A 20,035-nucleotide genomic window follows, 5' to 3' on the forward strand; every position below is an offset into this window, starting at 1 on the left:
AGCGCCTGGTTGGCGATCGACATCGGGGCGTACTGCTTCTGCTTCATCAGCTCGGTGACGCGCTGACCGCGCTCCAGCTGCTTGCGGGTGGCTTCGTCCAGGTCCGAGGCGAACTGCGCGAAGGCTGCGAGCTCACGGTACTGGGCCAGCGAGATACGGATGCCGCCGGACAGCTTCTTGATGATCTTGGTCTGGGCCGCACCACCGACGCGCGACACCGAGATACCGGCGTTCACGGCCGGGCGGATGCCGGAGTTGAACAGATCGGTTTCCAGGAAGATCTGGCCGTCGGTGATCGAGATCACGTTGGTCGGCACGAACGCCGACACGTCACCCGCCTGGGTTTCAATGATCGGCAGCGCGGTCAGCGAGCCGGTCTTGCCCTTGACGGCACCGTTGGTGAACTTCTCCACGTACTCTTCGGAGACGCGGGCGGCGCGCTCGAGCAGGCGGGAGTGCAGGTAGAACACGTCGCCCGGGTAGGCTTCACGGCCCGGCGGACGCTTCAGCAGCAGCGAGATCTGGCGGTAGGCCACGGCCTGCTTGGACAGATCGTCGTACACGATCAGCGCATCTTCGCCGCGGTCCATGAAGTACTCACCCATGGTGCAGCCCGAGTAGGCGCTGATGTACTGCATGGCGGCCGATTCGGACGCGGTGGCGGCCACGACCACGGTGTGGGCCAGGGCGCCGTTCTCTTCCAGCTTGCGCACGATGTTGGCCACGGTCGAGGCCTTCTGGCCGATCGCGACGTACACGCACTTGATGCCGGTGTCCTTCTGGTTGATCACCGCATCGATGGCCAGGGCGGTCTTGCCGGTCTGGCGGTCACCGATGACCAGCTCGCGCTGGCCGCGGCCGATCGGAATCATCGAGTCGACGGACTTGTAACCGGTCTGCACCGGCTGGTCGACCGACTTGCGCCAGATCACGCCCGGGGCGACGCGTTCCACCGGTGCGGTGGCCTGCGCGGCGATCGGACCCTTGCCGTCGATCGGCTCACCGAGCGCGTTCACGACGCGGCCCAGCAGTTCCGGACCGACCGGCACTTCCAGGATGCGGCCGGTGGTCTTGGCGACATCGCCTTCGCGCAGATGCTCGTAGCCGCCCAGCACCACGGCGCCGACCGAGTCGCGCTCCAGATTCAGGGCCAGAGCGAAGGTGTTGTTCGGCAGTTCGATCATTTCGCCCTGCATCACGTCGGCCAGACCGAAGATGCGCACGATGCCGTCGGACACGCTGGTCACGGTGCCTTCGTTGCGCGATTCCGCGGCCAGCTTGACCTTCTCGATGCGGTTCTTGATCAGTTCGCTGATTTCGGAGGGGTTGAGCGTGGTTGCCATCGTCAAGTCCTAGTGCCGGCGGTCACGCCGGACGTTAAATGAATTCAGTTAGCGAGCGCGGTCTGCAGGCGCGACAGCTTGCCCTTGAGCGAGCCATCGATCACCACGTCGCCGGCATCGATCACGGCACCACCGATCAGCGACGCATCGACGGCGGTCGACACCTCCACTTCGCGGCCGAAGCGCTTGCGCAGCGCGGCCTTGATGGCGTCCAGTTCCGATGCGGACAGTTCAGTGGCGGACGTCACCGTGGCCTTGACCACGTGTTCCGCTTCGGCGCGCAGCTGGTCGTACATGCCGGCGATTTCCGGCAGCAGCGGCAGGCGATGCGCCTCGGCCAGGATGGCGAGGAAGCGACCGAAGGTCTCGCCGGCCGATTCCGGCGCCAGCAACGCGACGGCGTCGTCGCGCTCCAGCTCCGGGTTCGACAGCAGGGCCGCCACGCGCGGGTCGGCAGCTACGTGGGCGGAGAACGCAAGCGCGTCCGACCACGGCGCGAACGTGCCTTCGTCGCGCGCGGTCGCGAACGCGGCGCGGGCATACGGGCGTGCAAGCGTGAGGGCCTGGCTCATCGATCAGATCTCCGATGCCAGCTCGTCGAGCAGCGCCTTGTGGGCGTTGGCGTCGATTTCGCGCTTGAGCAGCTTTTCGGCACCGCTCACGGCCAGCGCGGACACCTGCTTGCGCAGATCTTCACGGGCACGGTTGGCGGCAGCTTCGATCTCGGCGTGGGCCAGTTCTTTCTGGCGGTTGGCTTCGACGATGGCTTCGTTCTTGGCAGCATCAACGATCTGGTTGGCGCGGGCATGGGCCTGATCGATGATCTCGTTGGCCTTGGTGCGCGCATCCTTCAGGGCATCGTTGACCTTTTCCTGCGCCTGGGCCAGATCTTTCTGGCTGCGGTCGGCAGCGGCGAGGCCTTCAGCGATCTTCTGCTGACGCTCTTCGATGGCGTTCATCAACGGCGGCCAGATCTTGGTCGCGATGATCCAGATCAGACCGGCAAACGCCAGTCCCTGGGCAACGAGGGTAAAACCGATATCCATGGGGTTCGCTCAATCGGGGGTGACGGGGTGGATGGGCCGCCTGGGCGGCGCATCCGATCCTTCATCCGCGATCAGGCGCACAAGGCGCCTGATCGTTTCGCTGTTGCTGGATTAACCAGCAACCTGCGGCAGGCGTGCAACGAACTCGCCGATCATCGGGTTGGCGAAGGCCAGCAGCAGGCCGACGGCGACCGAGATGATGAACGCGGCGTCGATCAGGCCGGCGGTGATGAACATGCGGACCTGCAGAACCGGAATCAGTTCCGGCTGACGGGCAGCCGATTCCAGGAACTTACCGGCCATGATGGCCAGACCGAGACCGGCACCCAGCGCGGCCAGGCCGATCATGATGCCGACGGCGAGGACGGTGGAGCTCTGGACTTGGGCGAGGTTGGTCAGGACGGCGAAGTACATGGTTTTCTCCTGGAACTTTGAATAGCTAAGGGTTTAGAAACAAACGGATGAAGGGTGAAGCGGAACTCAGTGAGCGTCTTCCGACAGGCTCAGGTACACGATGGACAACATCATGAAGATGAACGCCTGCAGCGGAATCACCAGCAGGTGGAACAGCATCCAGCCCAGGCCGAATGCACCGCCCGCGATGGCACCGGCGATACCGGCACCGCCCAGCACCCAGATCAGCAGGAAGACGATCTCGCCGCCGAACATGTTGCCGAACAGTCGCATCGCCAGCGAAATCGGCTTGCTCAGCCACTCGACGATGTTGAGGATCAGGTTGAACGGCAGCATCCACTTGCCGAACGGCGCGGTCAGGAATTCTTTGGTGAAGCCGCCCAGACCCTTGGAGCGCAGGCCGAAGAACAGCATCAGGAAGAACACGCTGATCGACATGCCGAGGGTGGCATTGACGTCGGCGGTCGGGACCGGCTTCCAGAAGGCGTAATCATGCGGATGGGCAGCGCCCATCTGGCCTGCCGCCCACTCGGTGAAGGCGTTCATCGGGAAACCGATGAAGTCGGCCGGGATCATCTTGATGAGGTTCATCAGGAGGATCCAGAAGAAGATCGTGATCGCGATCGGGGTCACCAGCTTGCTGGTGCCGTGGTAGGTGTCCTTGGCCTGGCGGTCAACGAACTCCAGGCAGATCTCGACGAACGCCTGCCACTTGCCCGGAACGCCGGCGGTCGCCTTGCGCGTGGCCAGCCAGAAGCCGAACACCATGACCAGGCCCATCAGGAGCGAGGTGGCGAGAGTATCCAGATGCAACGCCCACGGGCTGTCACGCATCACCACAAGATTCTGCAGGTGATGTTGGATGTAGGAGGTGGGAGTTAGCGCCTCGCCTGCCATGTGTCCGGAACCTTGAGTTAAATAAATTGGATCAGCGCCTGGCCAGAGCCAGGACCTGGAACATCAACCCGACGGCGATACCGGCCAACAGCGCCAATGCAGGCAGCTTGAAGACCAGGAACCCCACCATCAGGACGCCGAATACGAGCACCCACTTTGCCACGACCGCCAGGATCAGGCGGGTCATCGCCGAGCCTGCCGCCTGCACGCCGCCACCCAGCGCCATCCGCGCCGCCACCCAACCGGCCGCCGAGACCGCCACGCCGGAGACCAGCGCCCCCAGGGCTGCCTTCGGGCCACCCCACAGAAGCAGGGCCAGAGCCAGGACAGCCACTGCAGCGAGCGGGTAAACCGCTGCGCGCAGCATCAGTCGCCGACCCGCGTCAACGGAGTTCAGCACGTGAATGTCCTGCATGGTTGTGAGAAGGAAAGGCCGAGGCCGCAAGCAACCGCCTCGTCGAGCCGCCAAATTATAGCAATGGGACAATTTGAGAGACAACCGGTCCCTGTTCATCCCGGATGTGAGCAACCCGTTGGACGCGCCCAGAGGCCTGTTCCACCGACGGTCCAATCCCGTCAGGACAGGGGTGGACGATGACGCGATGCAGCATATTGAACTTTGGTCGCACCTCACGGTCTGATCGATCAGCCTGCTCCTGAATCCTCGTCGGCGTCCCGCGAGCAGGCCAGTACCGGGTGACCCCGAAGCCCTCTCGGGGTCACCCTTTTTTTTGCGGCGGTGGCGCCCCTTGTCCTGCCCTGACCCGCGCCATAACGCCATCGGACCACGGTATCGGCCACCGCGCCGGACCGGGGGTCATTCCGCGCGCATGAACGGTACACACAGCGTCCACCATACGTTCACGAATGGTGGACGCCGGTCTGGGCAGAGTGATGTCACATCAATGAATCACTGCAAGGACACACACCGATGCGCCTGATGCTTTCCCTCCTCGCCCTGCCACTGGCCGTGGCTGCGATCACCCATGCCGAGACCGCCAGTGCCGCCGAGGGCGACGACCGCTTCGCGCTCCGCCTGGGCGCGATGAACATCGATTCGGACAACACGCTCCGCGGCAGTACCACGGTGGCGGGCCAGGACGTGGGCTTCGATGAGGACTTCAAGCTTGGCGGCAAGGAATGGGAACCGCGCGTGGACGGGATGTTCCGCATCAGCGACCGCCAGCGCCTGCTGTTCAACTACTTCAAGTACGACAAGGATCGCCGCGAAACGCTGGATGACGGCATCAGCTTCGGCGGCGTCAATGTCCCGGCAGGCAGCTTCGTCAAGGGCGAGCTGAAGTATCAGGTGGCCAGCCTGGTGTACGACTATTCGGTCGTGGACACCGACACGTTCGACCTGGGCCTGCAGATCGGTGCCGAATACGCCAAGGTCAGCACCAAGGCCTACGCCGACGTGGGCGATCTGTACCAGGGCCGCTTCCTGGATGAGAAGACCGACGGCGTGGCCCCGGTGGTCGGCGCACGCCTGAGCTTCACCCCGTCGGAAAAGTGGATGATCACTTTCCAGGGCCAGTACCTGAACACCGACTGGGGCAACTTCGACGACTACAAGGGCGACCTGAGCCGCGCCAATGCCATCGTCGATTACCGCCTCACCCAGAACTTCGGCCTCTTCGCCGGCTACGACTGGTTCAAGCTCGACGCCGACAAGAAGGGCAGCGACGGCACCATCGGCCTGAAGCAGGAATTCAAGGGCCCGGTGGCCGGTATCAGCGTCACCTTCTGACCTGCAACAACGGCTCTCCAAACGCGGCAACAGGGTGACCTGTTGTCGCGTTTTCGTTTGGGCGCGGCAAAAGCGCGCGACGTCAAAGGCACGGCGCCCACGGCGTACCGGGGGAGTGCACCGGGCAGCCCATGCCAGGACACGCCGTAAACCCGTCCGTGGGGGCTCGATGGCGGCATCCATGCCGCCAACGGTCCTGGCATGGGCCGCCCGGTGCCCTCTGCACAGATGGCGGAGGGCGGACAGAAGGGCGGTCGACCGCCACGCCGTAACACCCTGAAGCACGTGTTGGATGGCGTTGGCCGCGTCGCGACCCACCCTGAAATGCGCGCCGGGCAGCCCATGCCGGGGCCGTTGGGCGGCATGGATGCCGCCCACGAGCCCCCAGGGATGGGTTCACGGCGTGCCCCGGCATGGGCTGCCCGGCGCGCGTCCACGTGACAACGGAGGCGCCACGCAGTTGAAGTTGACGTTGCTGTTGAACAGAAAAACCCGGCTTTCGCCGGGTTTTTCCATTGAACACGCATCACCACCAACAGATGGCGGGCGCTTACTTCTTCTTGGGCATGTACAGATCGGTGATCGTGCCGTCGTAGATTTCCGCGGCCATCGCCACCGATTCGCTCAGCGTCGGATGCGCGTGGATGGTGTGGCCGATGTCTTCGGCCTCCGCACCCATCTCGATCGCCAGACCGATTTCGGCCAGCAGGTCACCGGCGTGCACACCGACGATCGCGCCGCCGATGATGCGGTGGGTCTCTTCGTCGAAGATCAGCTTGGTGAAGCCTTCGGTACGGCCGATGCCGATCGCGCGGCCGCTGGCGGCCCACGGGAACTTGGCCACGCCGACCTTCAACCCCTTGGCCTTCGCCTCGGTCTCGGTCACGCCGACCCACGCGATTTCCGGATTGGTGTAGGCCACCGACGGAATCACCCGCGCCACCCACTCCTTCTTCTCGCCTGCGGCCACTTCCGCCGCCAGCTTGCCTTCGTGCGTGGCCTTGTGGGCCAGCATCGGGTTGCCCACGATGTCGCCGATGGCGAAGATGTGCGGCACGTTGGTGCGCATCTGACGGTCGGCGGGAATGAAACCGCGCTCGGTCACCTGCACGCCGGCCTTCTCGGCATCGATCTTCTTTCCGTTCGGGGAGCGGCCCACCGCCACCAGCACGCGGTCGAAGGTGGTGGCCTCCAGGCCCGGCTTTTCGCCTTCCACGGCGGCCTCGAAGGACACGGTGATGCCGGCCTTGTCCGCCTTGACGTCGGTCGCCTTGGTCTTCAGGTGCACCATGATGCCCTGCTTCTTCAGGCGGTCGGCCAGCGGCTTGACCAGGTCCTTGTCGGCGCCCGGCATCAGCTGGTCCATGAACTCGACCACGGTCACTTCGCTGCCCAGCGCACCGTATACGGTGGCCATTTCCAGGCCGATGATGCCGCCACCGACCACCAGCAGCTTGCCCGGCACCTCGGCCAGTTCCAGCGCATCGGTGGAGTCCATGACGCGCTTGTCGTCCCACGGGAAGTTCGGCAGCTTCACTGCCTGCGAGCCGGCGGCGATGATGCACTGCTCGAAGCGCAGCAGCTGGGTCTTGCCGTCGTCGCCGACGATCTCCAGCTCATTGGCCGACACGAACTTCGCCAGGCCCTGCACCGTGCGCACCTTGCGCTGCTTGGCCATGCCGGCCAGGCCCTTGGTCAGCTGCGTGACCACTTTTTCCTTGTAGCCGCGCAGCTTGTCCAGGGTGATGGTCGGCTTGCCGAATTCAACGCCGAAATCACCGGCATGGGCGACTTCATCGATCACTGCGGCGGCATGCAGCAGCGCCTTGGAGGGAATGCAGCCCACGTTGAGGCAGACGCCACCGAGGCTGGCGTAACGCTCGACCAGCACGGTGTCCACACCCAGGTCGGCCGAACGGAAGGCTGCGGTGTAACCGCCCGGGCCTGCGCCCAGCACCACCATCCTGCACTCGATGTCGGCCGGCTTGCCCGAGGACAGCGCCGGCTGCGGCGCGGCCGGTTCGGCCGGGGCGCGGTGCGAGGGGGTCACCGGCGGCTTGCTGGCCGGTGCAGCCGGGGCGGGTGCCGCAGCGGCAGCCGGGGCAGCCGCGCCTTCGGCCTCCAGCACGACCACCACGTCGCCTTCGGACAGCGAGTCACCCAGCTTGACCTTGATTTCCTTGACCACGCCAGCGGCCGAGGACGGCACTTCCAGCGTGGCCTTGTCCGATTCCAGCGTGACCAGGCCCTGGTCCTTCTTCACTGTGTCGCCCACCGCGACCAGCAGTTCGATCACCGGCACATCGCTGTAATCGCCGATGTCGGGAACCTTGATTTCAATAGCGGCCATTCGTGTTCTCCTGGTGCTCAGCCGGCGTTGCCGCCGAGCAGTTGCTGCAGTTCGTCGAGCGACTCGTCCAGATCCTGCCAGCGACGGTCGAGCTTCTTTTCCTTGGTGTCGCTGGCTTCGATCAGCAGCGCCACCTGTTTCATGATCACTTTGCCGGCGCCGCACTCCGGCCGCGTGCCGCTGTAACGTTCGCCATCGACCATGAAGGACAGCACTTCGCCATCCAGCACGGGCGCCTTGCGGTCGGCGGGGACGCCGGCGTCCAGCGCGGCCTTCCAGCTGCGCACCAGGCGCTGCGCCAGCGCCGCCGGGATCCGCACCTGGTACTGGTCCGGTTCCTGGTCCACGCGCAGCTCCAGGCCCCCCTGGCGCGCACTGTTGTTCCAGTTGTACACGCGCTTGTCGGCGCGGCTGAAGCGCAGGGTCCATTCCTGCTCATCGGTGCCGGGCAGCAGCGCCACGCCAGTCTCGACACCGCTCTTGGGCAGGGTCACCAGCGACAGCGCGGGCTGCGCCTTGCCATCGAACAGGGTTTCCACCGCCTGGCCGTAGTTGCCTACGGCCGGCGGCCAGCCACGACCGAGGTCGATGCTGCAGCCGGCAGCGCCTGCCTGTGCCGCCGGCAGGAGCGCCAGCAGCGCCATCGCATGGAGCCGGACTCTGCCCGGCTGCGATGCCAGGCCTTGCCTCACAGCAGCACGCGCCGCATGTCGGCCAGCACCTGCGACAGGTAGGTGGTGAAGCGTGCGGCCAGCGCACCGTCGATGACGCGGTGGTCATAGCTCAGCGACAGCGGCAGCATCAGCTTCGGCGCGAATTCCTTGCCGTTCCAGACCGGCTGGATCGACGACTTGGACACGCCCAGGATGGCCACTTCCGGCGCATTGACGATCGGGGTGAACGCCGTGCCGCCGATACCGCCCAGCGAGCTGATCGAGAAGCAGCCACCGCTCATGTCGGCCGGGCCCAGCTTGCCGTCGCGAGCCTTCTTGGCCAGTTCGCCGGATTCCTGCGCGATCTGCACCACACCCTTCTTGTCCACATCGCGGATCACCGGCACCACCAACCCGCTCGGGGTGTCGGCGGCGAAACCGATGTTGAAGTACTTCTTCAGGGTCAGATTCTCGCCGCTGGCATCCAGCGAGGCGTTGAACTCGGGGAACTTCTTCAGTGCCGCGGCGCTGGCCTTGACCAGGAAGGCGAGCATGGTCAGCTTGATGCCGGCCTTCTCGTTTTCCTTGTTCAGCGCCACGCGCAGGGCTTCCAGCTCGGTGATGTCGGCCTGCTCGAACTGGGTGACGTGCGGAATCATCGCCCAGTTGCGCGCCAGGTTGGCGCCGGAAATCTTCTTGATGCGCGACAGCGGCTGGACCTCGACCTCACCAAACTTGGCAAAGTCGACCTTCGGCCAGGGCAGCAGGTTCAGCCCGCCGCCGGCGGCAACGGTGCCGCCGGCCGCCGGCACGCCGCCGGTCAGCGCGGACTTGACGAACTTCTGCACGTCGCCCTTGGTGATGCGGCCCCCCTTCTCGGTACCGGTCAGCTGGTTCAGATCGACGCCCAGCTCACGGGCGAACACGCGCACCGCCGGGGAGGCGTACGGGACCTTCTGCGGCAGCACGCTGTCGGCGCTGAACTGCACCGGCGGGCTGCTCGGGGCGCCGGCCGACGGCGCGGCGGCGGCCGGGGCGGGCTGCGTCGGCTTGGACGCGGCCTGCTCGATCTCGCGCGCGGCCAGCTTGTCCGGCTGCGCCGGGGCGGCGACCGGCTCGACCTTGGTCGCGGTCTCGGCAGCGGCCGGTGCGGCAGCGGCAGCAGCAGCGGCCGGCTTGGCCTCGGCCTCGCCTTCGGCCACTTCGATCAGGGCCACGACCTTGCCCTCGGAGAGGTTGTCGCCGACCTTGACCTTGATTTCCTTGACCACGCCAGCCACCGAGGACGGCACTTCCATCGTGGCCTTGTCCGACTCCAGCGTCACCAGACCCTGGTCCTTCTTGACGGTATCACCAACGGCGACAAGCACCTCGATTACCGGGATATCGCTGTAGTCACCGATATCGGGGACAAGTGCTTCCTTGATTTCGGCCATGGGGATAACTCCGGCAATCTGGTGTAGGGAATCCTCTATTGTGGGGGCAGGAGGCGCTAGCGCCAACCTGCTTGTGCCAATTTCAATGCCCCTGTCCCGGGACAGGCTGTTTCAGCGCGCGTTACATGCACGGCCGCCGCCCGTGGCCGCGTGACCAGTCGGTGCCGTATTGTCCGCCTTGTCCCCCGCGTCCCTGCCGGCAGAGGCCGCCCTCAACCGGTCAACGCCGCGGCCAACGGCGCCCACGCCACCTGCAGGCGCGGCAGCGGCCAGGCCGCGTTGGCCGGGCTGGTCGACGGCAGCGACCACACCGGCAATGCCTGCGCCCGCGCCGACAGCGACGGGGCGATATGCCGCAGGAACGCACGGTGCGCCGTGCCACCGTTGCAGCAGATCGCGCGCAGGGCCGGCAGCGTGTCAATCAGGACCGGCAGCGCATTGGCCACTTCACTGCCGCGCACGATCGACGCATCCAGGCTGCCGGCGCGCTCGCAGCGGCCGATCACGTCCCACACGCCCACGCCTGCGGCCAGCAGCGCCTCCATGCGCGCGGCGTAGGGCAGCGTCGCATCGACATCGCACAACGCCGCCATCAGCGGCCAGAACCGGTTGCGCGGATGCGCGTAGTACTGCGCCGCCTGCAACGAGGCGATGCCGGGCATGGAACCGAGCACCAGCACGCGCGCATGCGCATCGACCTGCGCAGGAAGCCCTTGGCACTGCATGGTGTTCATCACTCCACGTCCAACTGCATGAATGTCCAGCGTCGCATGATCACCCGTCTGCGCAGCGGTTCCGCGCTGTTCGCTGAACGGAACAAACCAATTTTTAACGCGCGTCGGATGCGATTCATGTTTCGGGGACTACGTTTGGCCCACCCCGGAACAAGGGGTCCAGAACAAAAAAACACCGAGGAGATTCCCCCATGCGCTCCATCCGCACCCTGACCCTGGCAACCCTGACCGCGCTGGCCTTCGCACCGGCCGCATTCGCGCAGGACACCACCACCACTGACACCGCTTCGGGCAAGCATTTTGCCGTGGTCGGCGGCGTCTCGCTGCTGCAGCCGAAGAACGACCCGCTCGACGGCGTGCGCAAGGTGGATGGCGGCCCGGCCCCCACGCTGAGCTTCAGCTACTACATCAACGACAACTGGGCCGTGGAACTGTGGGGCGCCGCCGACAAGTTCGACCACCGCGTGCGCGGTACCGATGGCGCGCGTCTGGGCACCGTCGAGCAGCAGCCGATCGCGCTGAGCGGCCAGTATCACTTCGGCCAGGCCGACAACGTGTTCCGTCCGTTCGTGGGCGTGGGCTACTACGAGTCCAATTTCAGCAATGAGAAGCTGGCCAGCGATGTCGGCCACATCGGCCTGGAAACCGCCAAGGGCGCCATCGGCACCGTCGGCGTGGACATGAACATCAACAGCACCTGGTTTGCCCGCGCCGATGCCCGCTACATGCATTCGCGTCCGGAACTGACCGTCAACGGCGACGGCACCGGCGACAAGGCCAAGCTGGACCCGTGGACCGTGGGCTTCGGCATCGGTGCCCGCTTCTAAGCGCCACCCCGCATCCAGGTACGTTCGCGACGGGCCCCTCAACGGGGCCCGTTGTCGTTTCCGGACCGTGCACTTTCATCGGGTCTTGTCCGCGCGTGATCGACACTGCCGGCACGGACCCATCCGGGTCCATCCCGGGGAAGCGATGAGCGATACCTTCGACGTGCTGGTGGTGGGCGGCGGCATCAACGGCGCCGGTATCGCCCGCGATGCCGCCGGGCGCGGGCTGTCGGTCTGCCTGTGCGAGCAGGACGATCGCGCCGCGCATACCTCCAGCGCCAGTACCAAGCTCGTCCACGGCGGCCTGCGCTACCTGCGCAACGGCGAGTTCGCCCTGGTGCGCAAGGCGCTCAACGAACGCGAAACCGTCTGCCGGCTGGCGCCGCATCTGGTCCGCCCCACCACGTTCGTGCTGCCGCATGCCTCGCTGCTGCGACCGGCCTGGGTGCTGCGCGCCGGCTTGTGGCTCTACGACCACCTTGGCCAGGCCAACGCCCATTTCCCGCCGTCGCGACGCCTGCGGCTGGCCACCGATCCGGCCGGCGCAGCGCTGCAGCCGCAGTACCGTACCGGTTTCAGCTACGCCGATGCGCGCGTGGACGATGCGCGATTGGTGGTCCTCAATGCGGTGGATGCGCACGAACGCGGCGCCCGGATCCGGGTACGCACGCGTTGCGAGCAGCTGATCCGCCACCGTGACCACTGGTGGGCAGTGCTGCGCGACGCCAACGGCGATGTGCAGCGCGTGCGCACGCAGTGCGTGGTCAATGCCGCCGGGCCGTGGGCAGGCCAGCTGCTGGAGCGTGCCGGCCTGGATGCACCGATCGGCCTGCGCCTGGTGCAGGGCAGCCACCTGGTCGTGCCACGCCTGTTCGCGCACGACAGCGCCTATGTGTTCCAGCAACCGGATCAGCGCATCGTGTTCGCCATCCCGTACGAGGACGACTTCACGCTGATCGGCACCACCGACACCGACTACGACGACGACCCCGCCCAGGTGCGTCCACGCGATGACGAACAGGCCTATCTGCTGGCGGCGGTCAACCGTTACCTGCGCGTCCCGGTGCGGGACGCGGACATCGTGTGGCGCTTCAGCGGGGTGCGCCCGCTGCTGGCGGACCATCACCGCGATGCGTCCAAGGTGACCCGCGACTATCGGCTGGACCTGGATACCGGCGGAGCGCCGCTGCTCAGCGTCCTGGGCGGCAAGCTCACCACCTATCGCGCCCTGGCCGAGGAAGCGCTGGACCGGCTCGGCCCCCACCTGCCCCACGCCGGGCCGGCGTGGACCGCACACGGCGCGGTCTTGCCCGGCGGCGATGGCGGTGATGGCGCGGCGGTCGCCGCATGCCTGCAGCAGTCCCATCCGCAGCTGCCGGCGGCCCTGCTGCAGCGTCTGGCCAGCAGTTATGGCACCCGCGCCACACGCCTGCTGGGCGGTGCGCAGTCGCTGGATGCGCTGGGCCACGACCACGGCGGCGGGCTGTATCAGCGCGAGCTGGACTATCTGGTCGCGCACGAGTGGGCGCGGACGGCCGATGATGTGTTGTGGCGACGCACGCACCTCGGGCTCCGCATGCAGCCAGCCCAGTGCGAGGCATTGGCCGCGCACCTGCAGGCCCGCGCGGCGATGGCGTAGGCTGGGCGGATCGCTGCGACATGCGCAGGGTTGCCAGGGAGTCAGTGATGGACAAGCAGTACGTGCTCGCGATCGACCAGGGCACCACCAGTTCGCGCGCGATCCTGTTCGACCGCGACGGCCGCATGGCCGGGAGCGCCCAACGCGAGTTCACCCAGCTGTTCCCCGAACCGGGCTGGGTGGAGCACGATCCACGCGAGATCCTCACCAGCGTCTACACCACGATCACCGAGCTGTTGAACCGCCAGCAGGTCGAGCCGCGCCACATCGCCGCCATCGGCATCACCAACCAGCGCGAAACCACCGTGGTGTGGGACAAGGCCACCGGGCAACCGATCCACAATGCGGTCGTGTGGCAGTCGCGGCAGAGCCACCCGCTGTGCGAACGACTCAAAGCCGACGGCCATGAGCCGTTGATCCGGCAGCGCACCGGTCTGGTGATCGACGCGTACTTCTCGGCCACCAAGATCCGCTGGATCCTCGACCATGTTCCCGGTGCGCAGGCGCGGGCCGAGCGCGGCGAACTGCTGTTCGGCACCATCGACACCTGGCTGGTCTGGAACCTCAGCGGCGGTCAGGCGCATGTCACTGATCCGAGCAATGCCGCACGCACCCTGCTGTTCGATATCCACGCGCGGCGCTGGGATGATGCACTGCTGGCGCTGTTCAACATTCCACGCGCGATGCTGCCCGAGGTCCGCAGCTCCAGCGAAGTCTACGCGACCACGCGGTCGCAGTTCTTCTTCGATCAGCACATTCCCATTGCCGGCATCGCCGGCGACCAGCAGGCCGCGCTGTTCGGCCAGGCATGCTTCGAGCCGGGCATGGCCAAGAACACCTATGGCACCGGCTGTTTCATGCTGATGAACACCGGCGACAAGGCCGTGGAATCGCACAATGGCCTGCTGACCACGTTGGCCTGGGGCATCGACGGCCGGGTGGAGTACGCCCTGGAAGGCTCGATCTTCGTCGCCGGGTCGGTGGTGCAGTGGCTGCGCGACGGATTGCGCATGTTCGGCAAGTCCAGCGACTGCCAGGCGTATGCAGAGCGCGCCGAGGACAACGGCGGCGTGTACCTGGTGCCGGCCTTTGTCGGGCTGGGCGCGCCGTACTGGCGCAGCGATGTGCGCGGGGCGATGTTCGGGCTGACCCGTGGCACCACCAAGGAACATTTCATCCGCGCGGCGGTGGAGTCGATGGCCTACCAGACCCGCGACGTGCTGGCCGCGATGCAGGCCGATGCCGGCATCGAGCTGAAGGAGCTGCGCGCCGACGGCGGTGCGATCGCCAACGACTTCATGGCGCAGTTCCAGAGCGACCTGCTTGGCGTGCCGGTGCTTCGCCCGCAGGTGGCCGAAACCACCGCGCTGGGCGCGGCCTATCTGGCCGGGCTGGCGACCGGCTTCTGGACCAGCCGCGCGCAGATCGCCGAACAATGGGCCGTGGACCGCCGTTTCCAACCGCAGATGGCGGCGGCGCGCCGCGAGGCGCTGTATGCCGGCTGGCAGCAGGCCGTGGAAGCGACGATGGGCTTCCGGGTCACGTCACCGGCGTAATGCCGGCCGCCGGCCGGCATTGCGTCCCCATCGCCATCAGAACGCCGGCAGCACCGCGCCCTTGTATTTCTCGGCGATGAAGGCCTTCACGTCGGGGCTGGTCAGCGCCTTGGCCAGCTGCTGCACGCGGGCATCGTCCTTGTTGTCCGGGCGCGCGACCAGGAAGTTCACGTACGGCGAATCCCGGCTCTCGATGGCCAGCGCGTCCTCGGTCGGATTGAGCCCGGCATCCAGCGCGTAATTGGTGTTGATCAGGGCCAGATCGACCTGGTCGAGCACGCGCGGCAGCATCGCCGAATCCAGCTCGCGGAACTTGAGCTGCTTGGGGTTGGCGATGATGTCACGCTGGGTGGCCAGCGCATTGGTCGGGTCCTTGAGGGTGATCAGGCCGGCCTTGTGCAGCAGGATCAGCGCGCGGCTGTTGTTGCTCGGGTCATTGGGAATCACCACGTCCGCACCGGTGGGCACCTCATCGAGCGTCTTGAAGCGGCGCGAGTAGGCGCCGAACGGCTCGATGTGCACGCCGATCACTTTGACCAGATCGGTCTTGCGGTCGCGGTTGTAGGCATCCAGATACGGCTCGGTCTGGAAGTAGTTGACGTCCACCTGCTTCTGCACGAGCTGGTCGTTGGGCTGCACGTAATCGTTGAACACGCGCACGTCCAGTTCCAGCCCTTCCTTGGCCAGGATCGGCTTGACCTGGGCCAGGATCTCGGCATGCGGAACGGCCGTGGCGGCGACCACCAGCTTCTTCGTGTCGTTGCCGGACTTACCGCAGGCGGCCAGGGCCAGCGACGCGGCCAGCAGCGGGAGCAACAGGTACTTTTTCATGGGGGGACAATCCGGGGGGGGCTGCGACAGCCTTCAACGATACCGCAGGCACCGCCCCCCCGGGTACCGGGGCCACATGACGGTGGGGCATGAGCGGCGGCCGCAGCAGGCGGGTGCGGCGACCGCAGGCGTTGCTACTCGTAGTTGCTCAGCGCCAGAGCCAGCAGCGCCTTGGCCTGTTCGCGCAGCACGGTCGGCTCGATGATCTCGGCATCCGACCCGTAGTGGAGCACGTCCATCAGCAGCTCGCGGGAAACGCTGTACGGCACCTTCAGTTCATAGCGGCCGTCCGGCAGGAACCGACCCTGCTGCCTGGAATGCCAGTGTTCGTCGGCCACCCAGCGCGCCGCCTTGGCGCTGAACACGATGGTGGCCCAGCCCTTGGGCGCGCCGGAAAAGATGCCGTAGCTCGCGCCGAGCTGTTCGTCCAGCTCGCTGTCGTCCACGTCGCGGGCCACGGTGTCGACCACCCGCGCCTTGTAGATGCGGTCCACCGCAAAACTGCGCAGTCCCTCGCGCCCGTGGTCCCAGGCATCCAGGTACCAGTTGTCGCGATAGTGGGTCATGCGCTGCGGGGAGACGGTGCGCTTGGTGGCCTCGTCAGTGGAGCGGGCACGGTACTCGAACGCCAGCTGCTTGCGCTCCAGCACCGCCGACGCCACCGCACGGAAGCTGGCCTCGTCGAATTTACGGCCGCGGTGCGGAATCACCCGCACCCGGTCCACCGGCCAGGTCGAGACCCCGGCCTGGGCAGCCAGCAGGCCTTCGATGCGTTGCTGCAGCGGCGCAAGCACGGAGGACAACACGCCACCGCCAGTACGCGCCAACAAGTGCTGGGAGGCCAGCAGCGCGTGCAGCTCCTCCGAGCTGAGCCACAGCCCCGGCAGCTCGAAGCGGTCGCTTTCATCGGCCTGGTAGCGGAAGCCGGCCTCGCCGTCGCCCTCCACCGGGGCCATCAGCGCGTCGCGCAGGAAGGCCAGGTCGCGATACACCGTGGCGCGGGAACACGCCAGTTTCTCCTGCAGCGTCGCCACCGTCACCGGGTAGCGGGCGGACTTGAGCAGGCGATGCAGGGCATTGATGCGTTCATATCGGTCCATGAGCCGATTATGTCCGAGTCGCCGTCGTTGTGGCGGCATCGTCGGCATCTTCGGCTATCGTGGTGCCCCCTGCCCGGCCGTCCCCGCCATGTCCTCGCCCCTCGTGCGCCTGTTCCCCGCCGCCCTGCTCGTCATGCTGCTGGGGGCATGCGAGCGCAGCGCCGAGCCGGCCACCCCGGGCCCATCACTGGCCGCGACGGTGCCGGCCGCCGATCCGGCCGGTGAGGTGCTTGCCGCCAGCCGCCGGTTCGGCCAGCTGCGCAGCTTCCAGGCCCACATGCAGATGCAGGGGCCGCGTCCGCTCGAGGCGCGGATGGACTTCGTCGCACCGGACCGTTACCGGCTGACCACCGGGGAGGGCGCGCAGACCATCATTGGCGACACCTTCTTCCTGCAGCGCGATGGCGAGGTCCGCCAGGTTCCGGTGCCGCCGGGGCTGCTGGCACAGTGGCGCAATCCGCTGCCGCCCGATCTGGCACCGGCGCAACTGCAGGTGGAAGCGCTGGGCAGCGACCGCATCGACGGTCAGGTCGCGCGCAGGTTCCGCGTCCGCCATGCCACCGCGGCGCCGGACGGCATGCTGTACTGGATCAACGCGCAGGGGCTGCCCGTGCGCATCCGTCGGCAGGGACAGACCCAGGGACAGGCCTTCGACATCACGGTGTCGTACGCGCGCTTCGACGATCCGACGCTGCGCGTCGATCTACCCTGAACAGGCGGAAAGGCCGAACGTCTGCTAAAGCCGGGGCACAGGCGCGGATGTCGCGCTGAACGCTTCAAGTATCATCACCGGCCTGTCCCTCCCCCCTGTCCGATCCGGAGAACCGTTGATGTCCCTGCGCGTCTCGTTGCTTGTTCCCCTGCTGCTCTGCGCCCCGGTGGCCTGGGCGGAAGACGTTTCCGAGCTGGCCGCGATGACCTCGCCCTGGAGCGGCAGCGGCGGCGAACTGGGCTTTGCCTCGGCCCGCGGCAACAGCAACACCGAGAGCGCCAACGGTCGCCTGCGCCTGCGTTACACCGATGACGACTGGGTGCACAGCATGGACCTGTTCGGCCTGCGCTCGCGCTCGGAGTACACCGAAACCAACGATGACGGCAGCACCGTGCGCCGCCGCAACACCACCGCGAACCGCTATACCGGCAGCGCCGGCAGCGCGCTGCAGCTGGGCGAACACCGCCAGCTCACCGCCACCGTGCGTTACGAGCGCGACGATTTCGCCACCTACGACCGCCAGAGCTCGTTCGGTCTCGGTTACGGTACCCGCGTGGTGGACAGCGACCGCTTCTACATCGACGCGCAGATCGGCCCCGGTGTGCGCCGCACGCACAATACCGAGGACGATGAGACCCGCACCGGCCTGATCGGCCGCGGCCTGTTCGACGTCAAGTACACGCTGACCCCCAATACCGACCTGGTCAACACGCTGCTGGTCGAATCGGGCTCGTACAACACCTTCGGCCAGAACGATTTCGGCGTGTCGGTCAGCATGAACGAGCACCTGGCGTTGAAAGCCGGCTGGCAGGCCCGTTACAACAGCGACGTCGCCGAAGACAAGCGCAAGACCGACACGTTGACCACCATGAACGTGGTCTACAAGTTCAAGTAAGGGTACGCGCCGTCGCATTCGCGCTGACGCTCCACGGTTCGCTGCGCGAATCGTGGGCCCCTTCCCCCCCCGGACCCCCACGGCTTCGCGGCCGCCCCCTGAGTCAGGGGGCTCCACACCGGAGGAGTGGTCGGCCTGCAGCTCAGACGGCGAGCAATTCGCCGGCGCCGCCGTCGAGCAGCCCCTGCGCCACTGCTTTTCCCAAGGCATCCGGGTCCGCTCCGGGCCCCCGCGCCTCGGCGCGGATCAGGCGGCCGTCGGCCACGCCGCCGACCAGCCCCTGCAGGAACAGGTCTTCTCCCTCCCACTGCGCGAAGCCGGCCACCGGCACATGGCAGCTGCCGTGCAGCGCACGGTTCATCGCGCGCTCGGCCTCCACGCAGGCGCGGGTGCGGGCATCATCCAGTGCGGCGAACAGCGCCATCACCTGCGCATCCTCGCCATTGCATTCCACCGTGACCGCGCCCTGCGCCGGGGCCGGCAGCCATGCCGGCGCGGCCAGCCGGGACACGATCCGCTCGCCCAGGCCCAACCGCTCCAGCCCGGCCACGGCCAGCACGATCGCGTCGTAACCGCCGTTGTCGAGCTTGGCCAGCCGGGTATTGACGTTGCCGCGCAGGTCCAGCAGCTCCAGGTCCGGACGCAGCGCGCGCAGCTGCGCCTGGCGGCGCAGCGAGGAGGTCCCCACGCGCGCGCCGATCGGCAGCGCATCGAGCGAGGCGTACAGATTGGAAATGAAGCCGTCGGCCGGATCGTGGCGGGTCAGCATCGCCGGCAGCGCGAACGGTGCGTCCAGCTCCATCGGTACGTCCTTGAGCGAATGCACCGCGCAGTCGGCCTCACCGCGCAGCATCGCCAGTTCCAGCTCCTTGAGGAACAGGCCCTTGCCGCCGATGGCGGCCAGCGAGCGGTCGAGCACCTCGTCGCCACGCGTGCTCATCGGCACCAGCACCACGTCCAGGCCAGGATGCGCCTGGCGCAGGCGATCGGCGACATGTTCGCTCTGCCACAGGGCAAGCGGGCTCTTTCGGGTGGCGATGCGCAGGGTCTTCATGCCGCCATTATGTCAAAGCCGGCCACGCGTACCGACCCACGGCCGGTACGCCGCTGCTCCCTCACAGGTGCTTGAGGTCCTGCTTGATGCTGGCCACGCAGCGCCGGCTCACCTCCAGCGGCTGCTTGCCGTGGCGAAGCACGGCCTGCACCTGGCCGGCGCTGTTGCGCCGCAGCTCCATCAGTTCGTGCCGGGCAACCAGGCAGTTGCGGTGGATGCGCACGAAGCGCGTGGTGAACTCCTCCTCCAGCGACTTCAGCGACTCCTCGATCAGGTCCTCGCCGCGTGCGTGGTGGACCACCACGTACTTTTCCTCGGCCTGCAGGTAGTGGATGTCGTCGATCGGGATCAGCCGCAGGCTGCCGCGCAGGCGCGCGCACAGCAGGGTGCGTGCCTGCTGGCTGGCGGCAACGGGTTGGCCACCGCGGCCCGCCAGGAAGGTCCGCGCGCGCTCCAGCGCGGCGGCCAGCCGCTCGGGACGCACCGGCTTCATCAGGTAATCAATGGCGGCCGCCTCGAACGCGGACAACGCGTGCGCGTCGTAGGCGGTGCAAAAGACTACCGCCGGACGCGGATCGAAGGTGGCCAGGTGACGGGCGGCCTCCAGCCCGTCCAGGCCCGGCATGGCGATGTCCAGCAGCACCAGGTCCGGTTGCAGGTCGGCGCAGGCGTGCAGCGCCTGTTCGCCGTTCTCCGCCTCGGCCACGACCTCGACCCCGGCCTGGTCGGCCAGCAGTGACCGCAGCCGATCGCGGGCCAGCGGTTCGTCGTCGGCGATGACCACTTTCAAGACAGCAT

20 protein-coding genes are annotated in these 20,035 nt (G+C 66.9%); 6 read left to right on the plus strand and 14 right to left on the minus strand.

Annotation, left to right across the window (positions count from 1 at the left end):
• From atpA to ACPEH1_RS15845, 6 genes are all read right to left on the minus strand, one after another.
• A partial coding sequence (atpA, locus tag ACPEH1_RS15820) for a F0F1 ATP synthase subunit alpha (protein WP_423716037.1) occupies nt 1-1,343 on the minus strand: 1,343 nt, incomplete at its 3' end.
• A 44-nt stretch (nt 1,344-1,387) separates the two neighbouring features.
• The gene (locus ACPEH1_RS15825) at nt 1,388-1,915 is read right to left on the minus strand and encodes a F0F1 ATP synthase subunit delta (RefSeq protein ID WP_017354881.1); all 528 of its coding nucleotides are present in this window, start codon (nt 1,913-1,915) and stop codon (nt 1,388-1,390) included.
• A gap of 3 nt (nt 1,916-1,918) precedes the next feature.
• On the minus strand, nt 1,919-2,389 hold the full coding sequence (locus ACPEH1_RS15830) for a F0F1 ATP synthase subunit B (protein ID WP_017354882.1): 471 nt from the start codon (nt 2,387-2,389) through the stop codon (nt 1,919-1,921).
• A gap of 111 nt (nt 2,390-2,500) precedes the next feature.
• Entirely contained in the window at nt 2,501-2,803 is a 303-nt protein-coding gene (atpE, locus tag ACPEH1_RS15835; protein WP_017354883.1) for a F0F1 ATP synthase subunit C, read from the minus strand.
• Nucleotides 2,804-2,869: 66 nt separating this feature from the next.
• A complete protein-coding gene (atpB, locus tag ACPEH1_RS15840; protein WP_017354884.1) occupies nt 2,870-3,700 on the minus strand; it encodes a F0F1 ATP synthase subunit A in 831 nt (276 codons plus the stop codon).
• A 31-nt stretch (nt 3,701-3,731) separates the two neighbouring features.
• A complete protein-coding gene (locus ACPEH1_RS15845; protein ID WP_026070583.1) occupies nt 3,732-4,100 on the minus strand; it encodes a hypothetical protein in 369 nt (122 codons plus the stop codon).
• Between the two features lie 540 nt (nt 4,101-4,640).
• On the opposite strand from ACPEH1_RS15845, the gene ACPEH1_RS15850 reads away from it, so the two are divergent.
• Entirely contained in the window at nt 4,641-5,450 is an 810-nt protein-coding gene (locus ACPEH1_RS15850) for a hypothetical protein (protein WP_026070584.1), read from the plus strand.
• 550 nt (nt 5,451-6,000) lie between these two features.
• On the opposite strand, the gene lpdA is transcribed toward ACPEH1_RS15850, so the two are convergent.
• The 4 genes from lpdA to ACPEH1_RS15870 all read right to left on the minus strand — a co-directional run bounded on the left by lpdA (nt 6,001) and on the right by ACPEH1_RS15870 (nt 10,623).
• Nucleotides 6,001-7,800: a dihydrolipoyl dehydrogenase gene (gene lpdA / locus ACPEH1_RS15855; RefSeq protein WP_166473471.1), complete on the minus strand. Its 1,800-nt coding sequence runs from the start codon at nt 7,798-7,800 to the stop codon at nt 6,001-6,003.
• A gap of 17 nt (nt 7,801-7,817) precedes the next feature.
• The gene (locus ACPEH1_RS15860; RefSeq protein WP_312711173.1) at nt 7,818-8,444 is read right to left on the minus strand and encodes a hypothetical protein; all 627 of its coding nucleotides are present in this window, start codon (nt 8,442-8,444) and stop codon (nt 7,818-7,820) included.
• A 44-nt stretch (nt 8,445-8,488) separates the two neighbouring features.
• The gene (aceF, locus tag ACPEH1_RS15865) at nt 8,489-9,889 is read right to left on the minus strand and encodes a dihydrolipoyllysine-residue acetyltransferase (protein WP_153164812.1); all 1,401 of its coding nucleotides are present in this window, start codon (nt 9,887-9,889) and stop codon (nt 8,489-8,491) included.
• Between the two features lie 212 nt (nt 9,890-10,101).
• The gene (locus ACPEH1_RS15870) at nt 10,102-10,623 is read right to left on the minus strand and encodes a DNA-deoxyinosine glycosylase (protein WP_287251490.1); all 522 of its coding nucleotides are present in this window, start codon (nt 10,621-10,623) and stop codon (nt 10,102-10,104) included.
• Between the two features lie 191 nt (nt 10,624-10,814).
• Between ACPEH1_RS15870 and ACPEH1_RS15875 the strand changes: the two genes are divergently transcribed.
• The 3 genes from ACPEH1_RS15875 to glpK all read left to right on the plus strand — a co-directional run bounded on the left by ACPEH1_RS15875 (nt 10,815) and on the right by glpK (nt 14,645).
• On the plus strand, nt 10,815-11,450 hold the full coding sequence (locus ACPEH1_RS15875; protein ID WP_017354786.1) for an OmpW/AlkL family protein: 636 nt from the start codon (nt 10,815-10,817) through the stop codon (nt 11,448-11,450).
• Between the two features lie 145 nt (nt 11,451-11,595).
• Nucleotides 11,596-13,089 carry a glycerol-3-phosphate dehydrogenase gene (gene glpD, locus ACPEH1_RS15880; RefSeq protein ID WP_423716038.1) on the plus strand — a complete coding sequence of 498 codons (1,494 nt, stop codon included), beginning with the start codon at nt 11,596-11,598 and terminating at the stop codon, nt 13,087-13,089.
• A 47-nt stretch (nt 13,090-13,136) separates the two neighbouring features.
• Nucleotides 13,137-14,645: a glycerol kinase GlpK gene (gene glpK, locus ACPEH1_RS15885; RefSeq protein WP_017354788.1), complete on the plus strand. Its 1,509-nt coding sequence runs from the start codon at nt 13,137-13,139 to the stop codon at nt 14,643-14,645.
• A 36-nt stretch (nt 14,646-14,681) separates the two neighbouring features.
• Here the strand turns inward: glpK and ACPEH1_RS15890 are convergent, their stop codons facing one another.
• Together ACPEH1_RS15890 and ACPEH1_RS15895 are read right to left on the minus strand one after the other, a co-directional pair.
• Complete coding sequence (locus ACPEH1_RS15890; protein WP_166473473.1) at nt 14,682-15,476, minus strand: MetQ/NlpA family ABC transporter substrate-binding protein; 795 nt, start codon at nt 15,474-15,476, stop codon at nt 14,682-14,684.
• Nucleotides 15,477-15,610: 134 nt separating this feature from the next.
• Nucleotides 15,611-16,576: a helix-turn-helix transcriptional regulator gene (locus ACPEH1_RS15895; RefSeq protein WP_017354790.1), complete on the minus strand. Its 966-nt coding sequence runs from the start codon at nt 16,574-16,576 to the stop codon at nt 15,611-15,613.
• 88 nt (nt 16,577-16,664) lie between these two features.
• Here ACPEH1_RS15895 and ACPEH1_RS15900 point away from each other — a divergent pair, with 88 nt between their 5' ends.
• Entirely contained in the window at nt 16,665-17,288 is a 624-nt protein-coding gene (locus ACPEH1_RS15900) for a LolA family protein (RefSeq protein ID WP_017354791.1), read from the plus strand.
• A 118-nt stretch (nt 17,289-17,406) separates the two neighbouring features.
• Nucleotides 17,407-18,183, plus strand: coding sequence for a DUF481 domain-containing protein (locus ACPEH1_RS15905; protein ID WP_017354792.1), 777 nt, complete (start codon nt 17,407-17,409; stop codon nt 18,181-18,183).
• Nucleotides 18,184-18,325: 142 nt separating this feature from the next.
• Here ACPEH1_RS15905 and hemC read toward each other — a convergent pair whose 3' ends face one another.
• Together hemC and ACPEH1_RS15915 are read right to left on the minus strand one after the other, a co-directional pair.
• Nucleotides 18,326-19,237: a hydroxymethylbilane synthase gene (gene hemC, locus ACPEH1_RS15910; RefSeq protein WP_287253198.1), complete on the minus strand. Its 912-nt coding sequence runs from the start codon at nt 19,235-19,237 to the stop codon at nt 18,326-18,328.
• A 61-nt stretch (nt 19,238-19,298) separates the two neighbouring features.
• On the minus strand, nt 19,299-20,027 hold the full coding sequence (locus ACPEH1_RS15915) for a LytR/AlgR family response regulator transcription factor (protein WP_017354794.1): 729 nt from the start codon (nt 20,025-20,027) through the stop codon (nt 19,299-19,301).
• Between the last annotated feature and the right edge of the window lie 8 nt (nt 20,028-20,035).

This window comes from Stenotrophomonas sp. NPDC077421, assembly GCF_049545505.1.
Classification (GTDB): Bacteria; Pseudomonadota; Gammaproteobacteria; order Xanthomonadales; family Xanthomonadaceae; genus Stenotrophomonas; species Stenotrophomonas nematodicola.

Coding starts and splice junctions, on each gene's coding strand:
- ACPEH1_RS15905 (WP_017354792.1), top strand. CDS start 17,407: ATGTCCCTGCGCGTCTCGTTGCTTGTTCCCCTGCTGCTCTGCGCCCCG.
- ACPEH1_RS15860 (WP_312711173.1), bottom strand. CDS start 8,444: ATGGCGCTGCTGGCGCTCCTGCCGGCGGCACAGGCAGGCGCTGCCGGC.
- glpK (WP_017354788.1), top strand. CDS start 13,137: ATGGACAAGCAGTACGTGCTCGCGATCGACCAGGGCACCACCAGTTCG.
- ACPEH1_RS15890 (WP_166473473.1), bottom strand. CDS start 15,476: ATGAAAAAGTACCTGTTGCTCCCGCTGCTGGCCGCGTCGCTGGCCCTG.
- ACPEH1_RS15870 (WP_287251490.1), bottom strand. CDS start 10,623: ATGAACACCATGCAGTGCCAAGGGCTTCCTGCGCAGGTCGATGCGCAT.
- atpE (WP_017354883.1), bottom strand. CDS start 2,803: ATGTACTTCGCCGTCCTGACCAACCTCGCCCAAGTCCAGAGCTCCACC.
- ACPEH1_RS15895 (WP_017354790.1), bottom strand. CDS start 16,576: ATGGACCGATATGAACGCATCAATGCCCTGCATCGCCTGCTCAAGTCC.
- hemC (WP_287253198.1), bottom strand. CDS start 19,237: ATGAAGACCCTGCGCATCGCCACCCGAAAGAGCCCGCTTGCCCTGTGG.
- ACPEH1_RS15850 (WP_026070584.1), top strand. CDS start 4,641: ATGCTTTCCCTCCTCGCCCTGCCACTGGCCGTGGCTGCGATCACCCAT.
- ACPEH1_RS15875 (WP_017354786.1), top strand. CDS start 10,815: ATGCGCTCCATCCGCACCCTGACCCTGGCAACCCTGACCGCGCTGGCC.
- aceF (WP_153164812.1), bottom strand. CDS start 9,889: ATGGCCGAAATCAAGGAAGCACTTGTCCCCGATATCGGTGACTACAGC.
- atpB (WP_017354884.1), bottom strand. CDS start 3,700: ATGGCAGGCGAGGCGCTAACTCCCACCTCCTACATCCAACATCACCTG.
- ACPEH1_RS15900 (WP_017354791.1), top strand. CDS start 16,665: ATGTCCTCGCCCCTCGTGCGCCTGTTCCCCGCCGCCCTGCTCGTCATG.
- ACPEH1_RS15825 (WP_017354881.1), bottom strand. CDS start 1,915: ATGAGCCAGGCCCTCACGCTTGCACGCCCGTATGCCCGCGCCGCGTTC.
- ACPEH1_RS15830 (WP_017354882.1), bottom strand. CDS start 2,389: ATGGATATCGGTTTTACCCTCGTTGCCCAGGGACTGGCGTTTGCCGGT.
- lpdA (WP_166473471.1), bottom strand. CDS start 7,800: ATGGCCGCTATTGAAATCAAGGTTCCCGACATCGGCGATTACAGCGAT.
- glpD (WP_423716038.1), top strand. CDS start 11,596: ATGAGCGATACCTTCGACGTGCTGGTGGTGGGCGGCGGCATCAACGGC.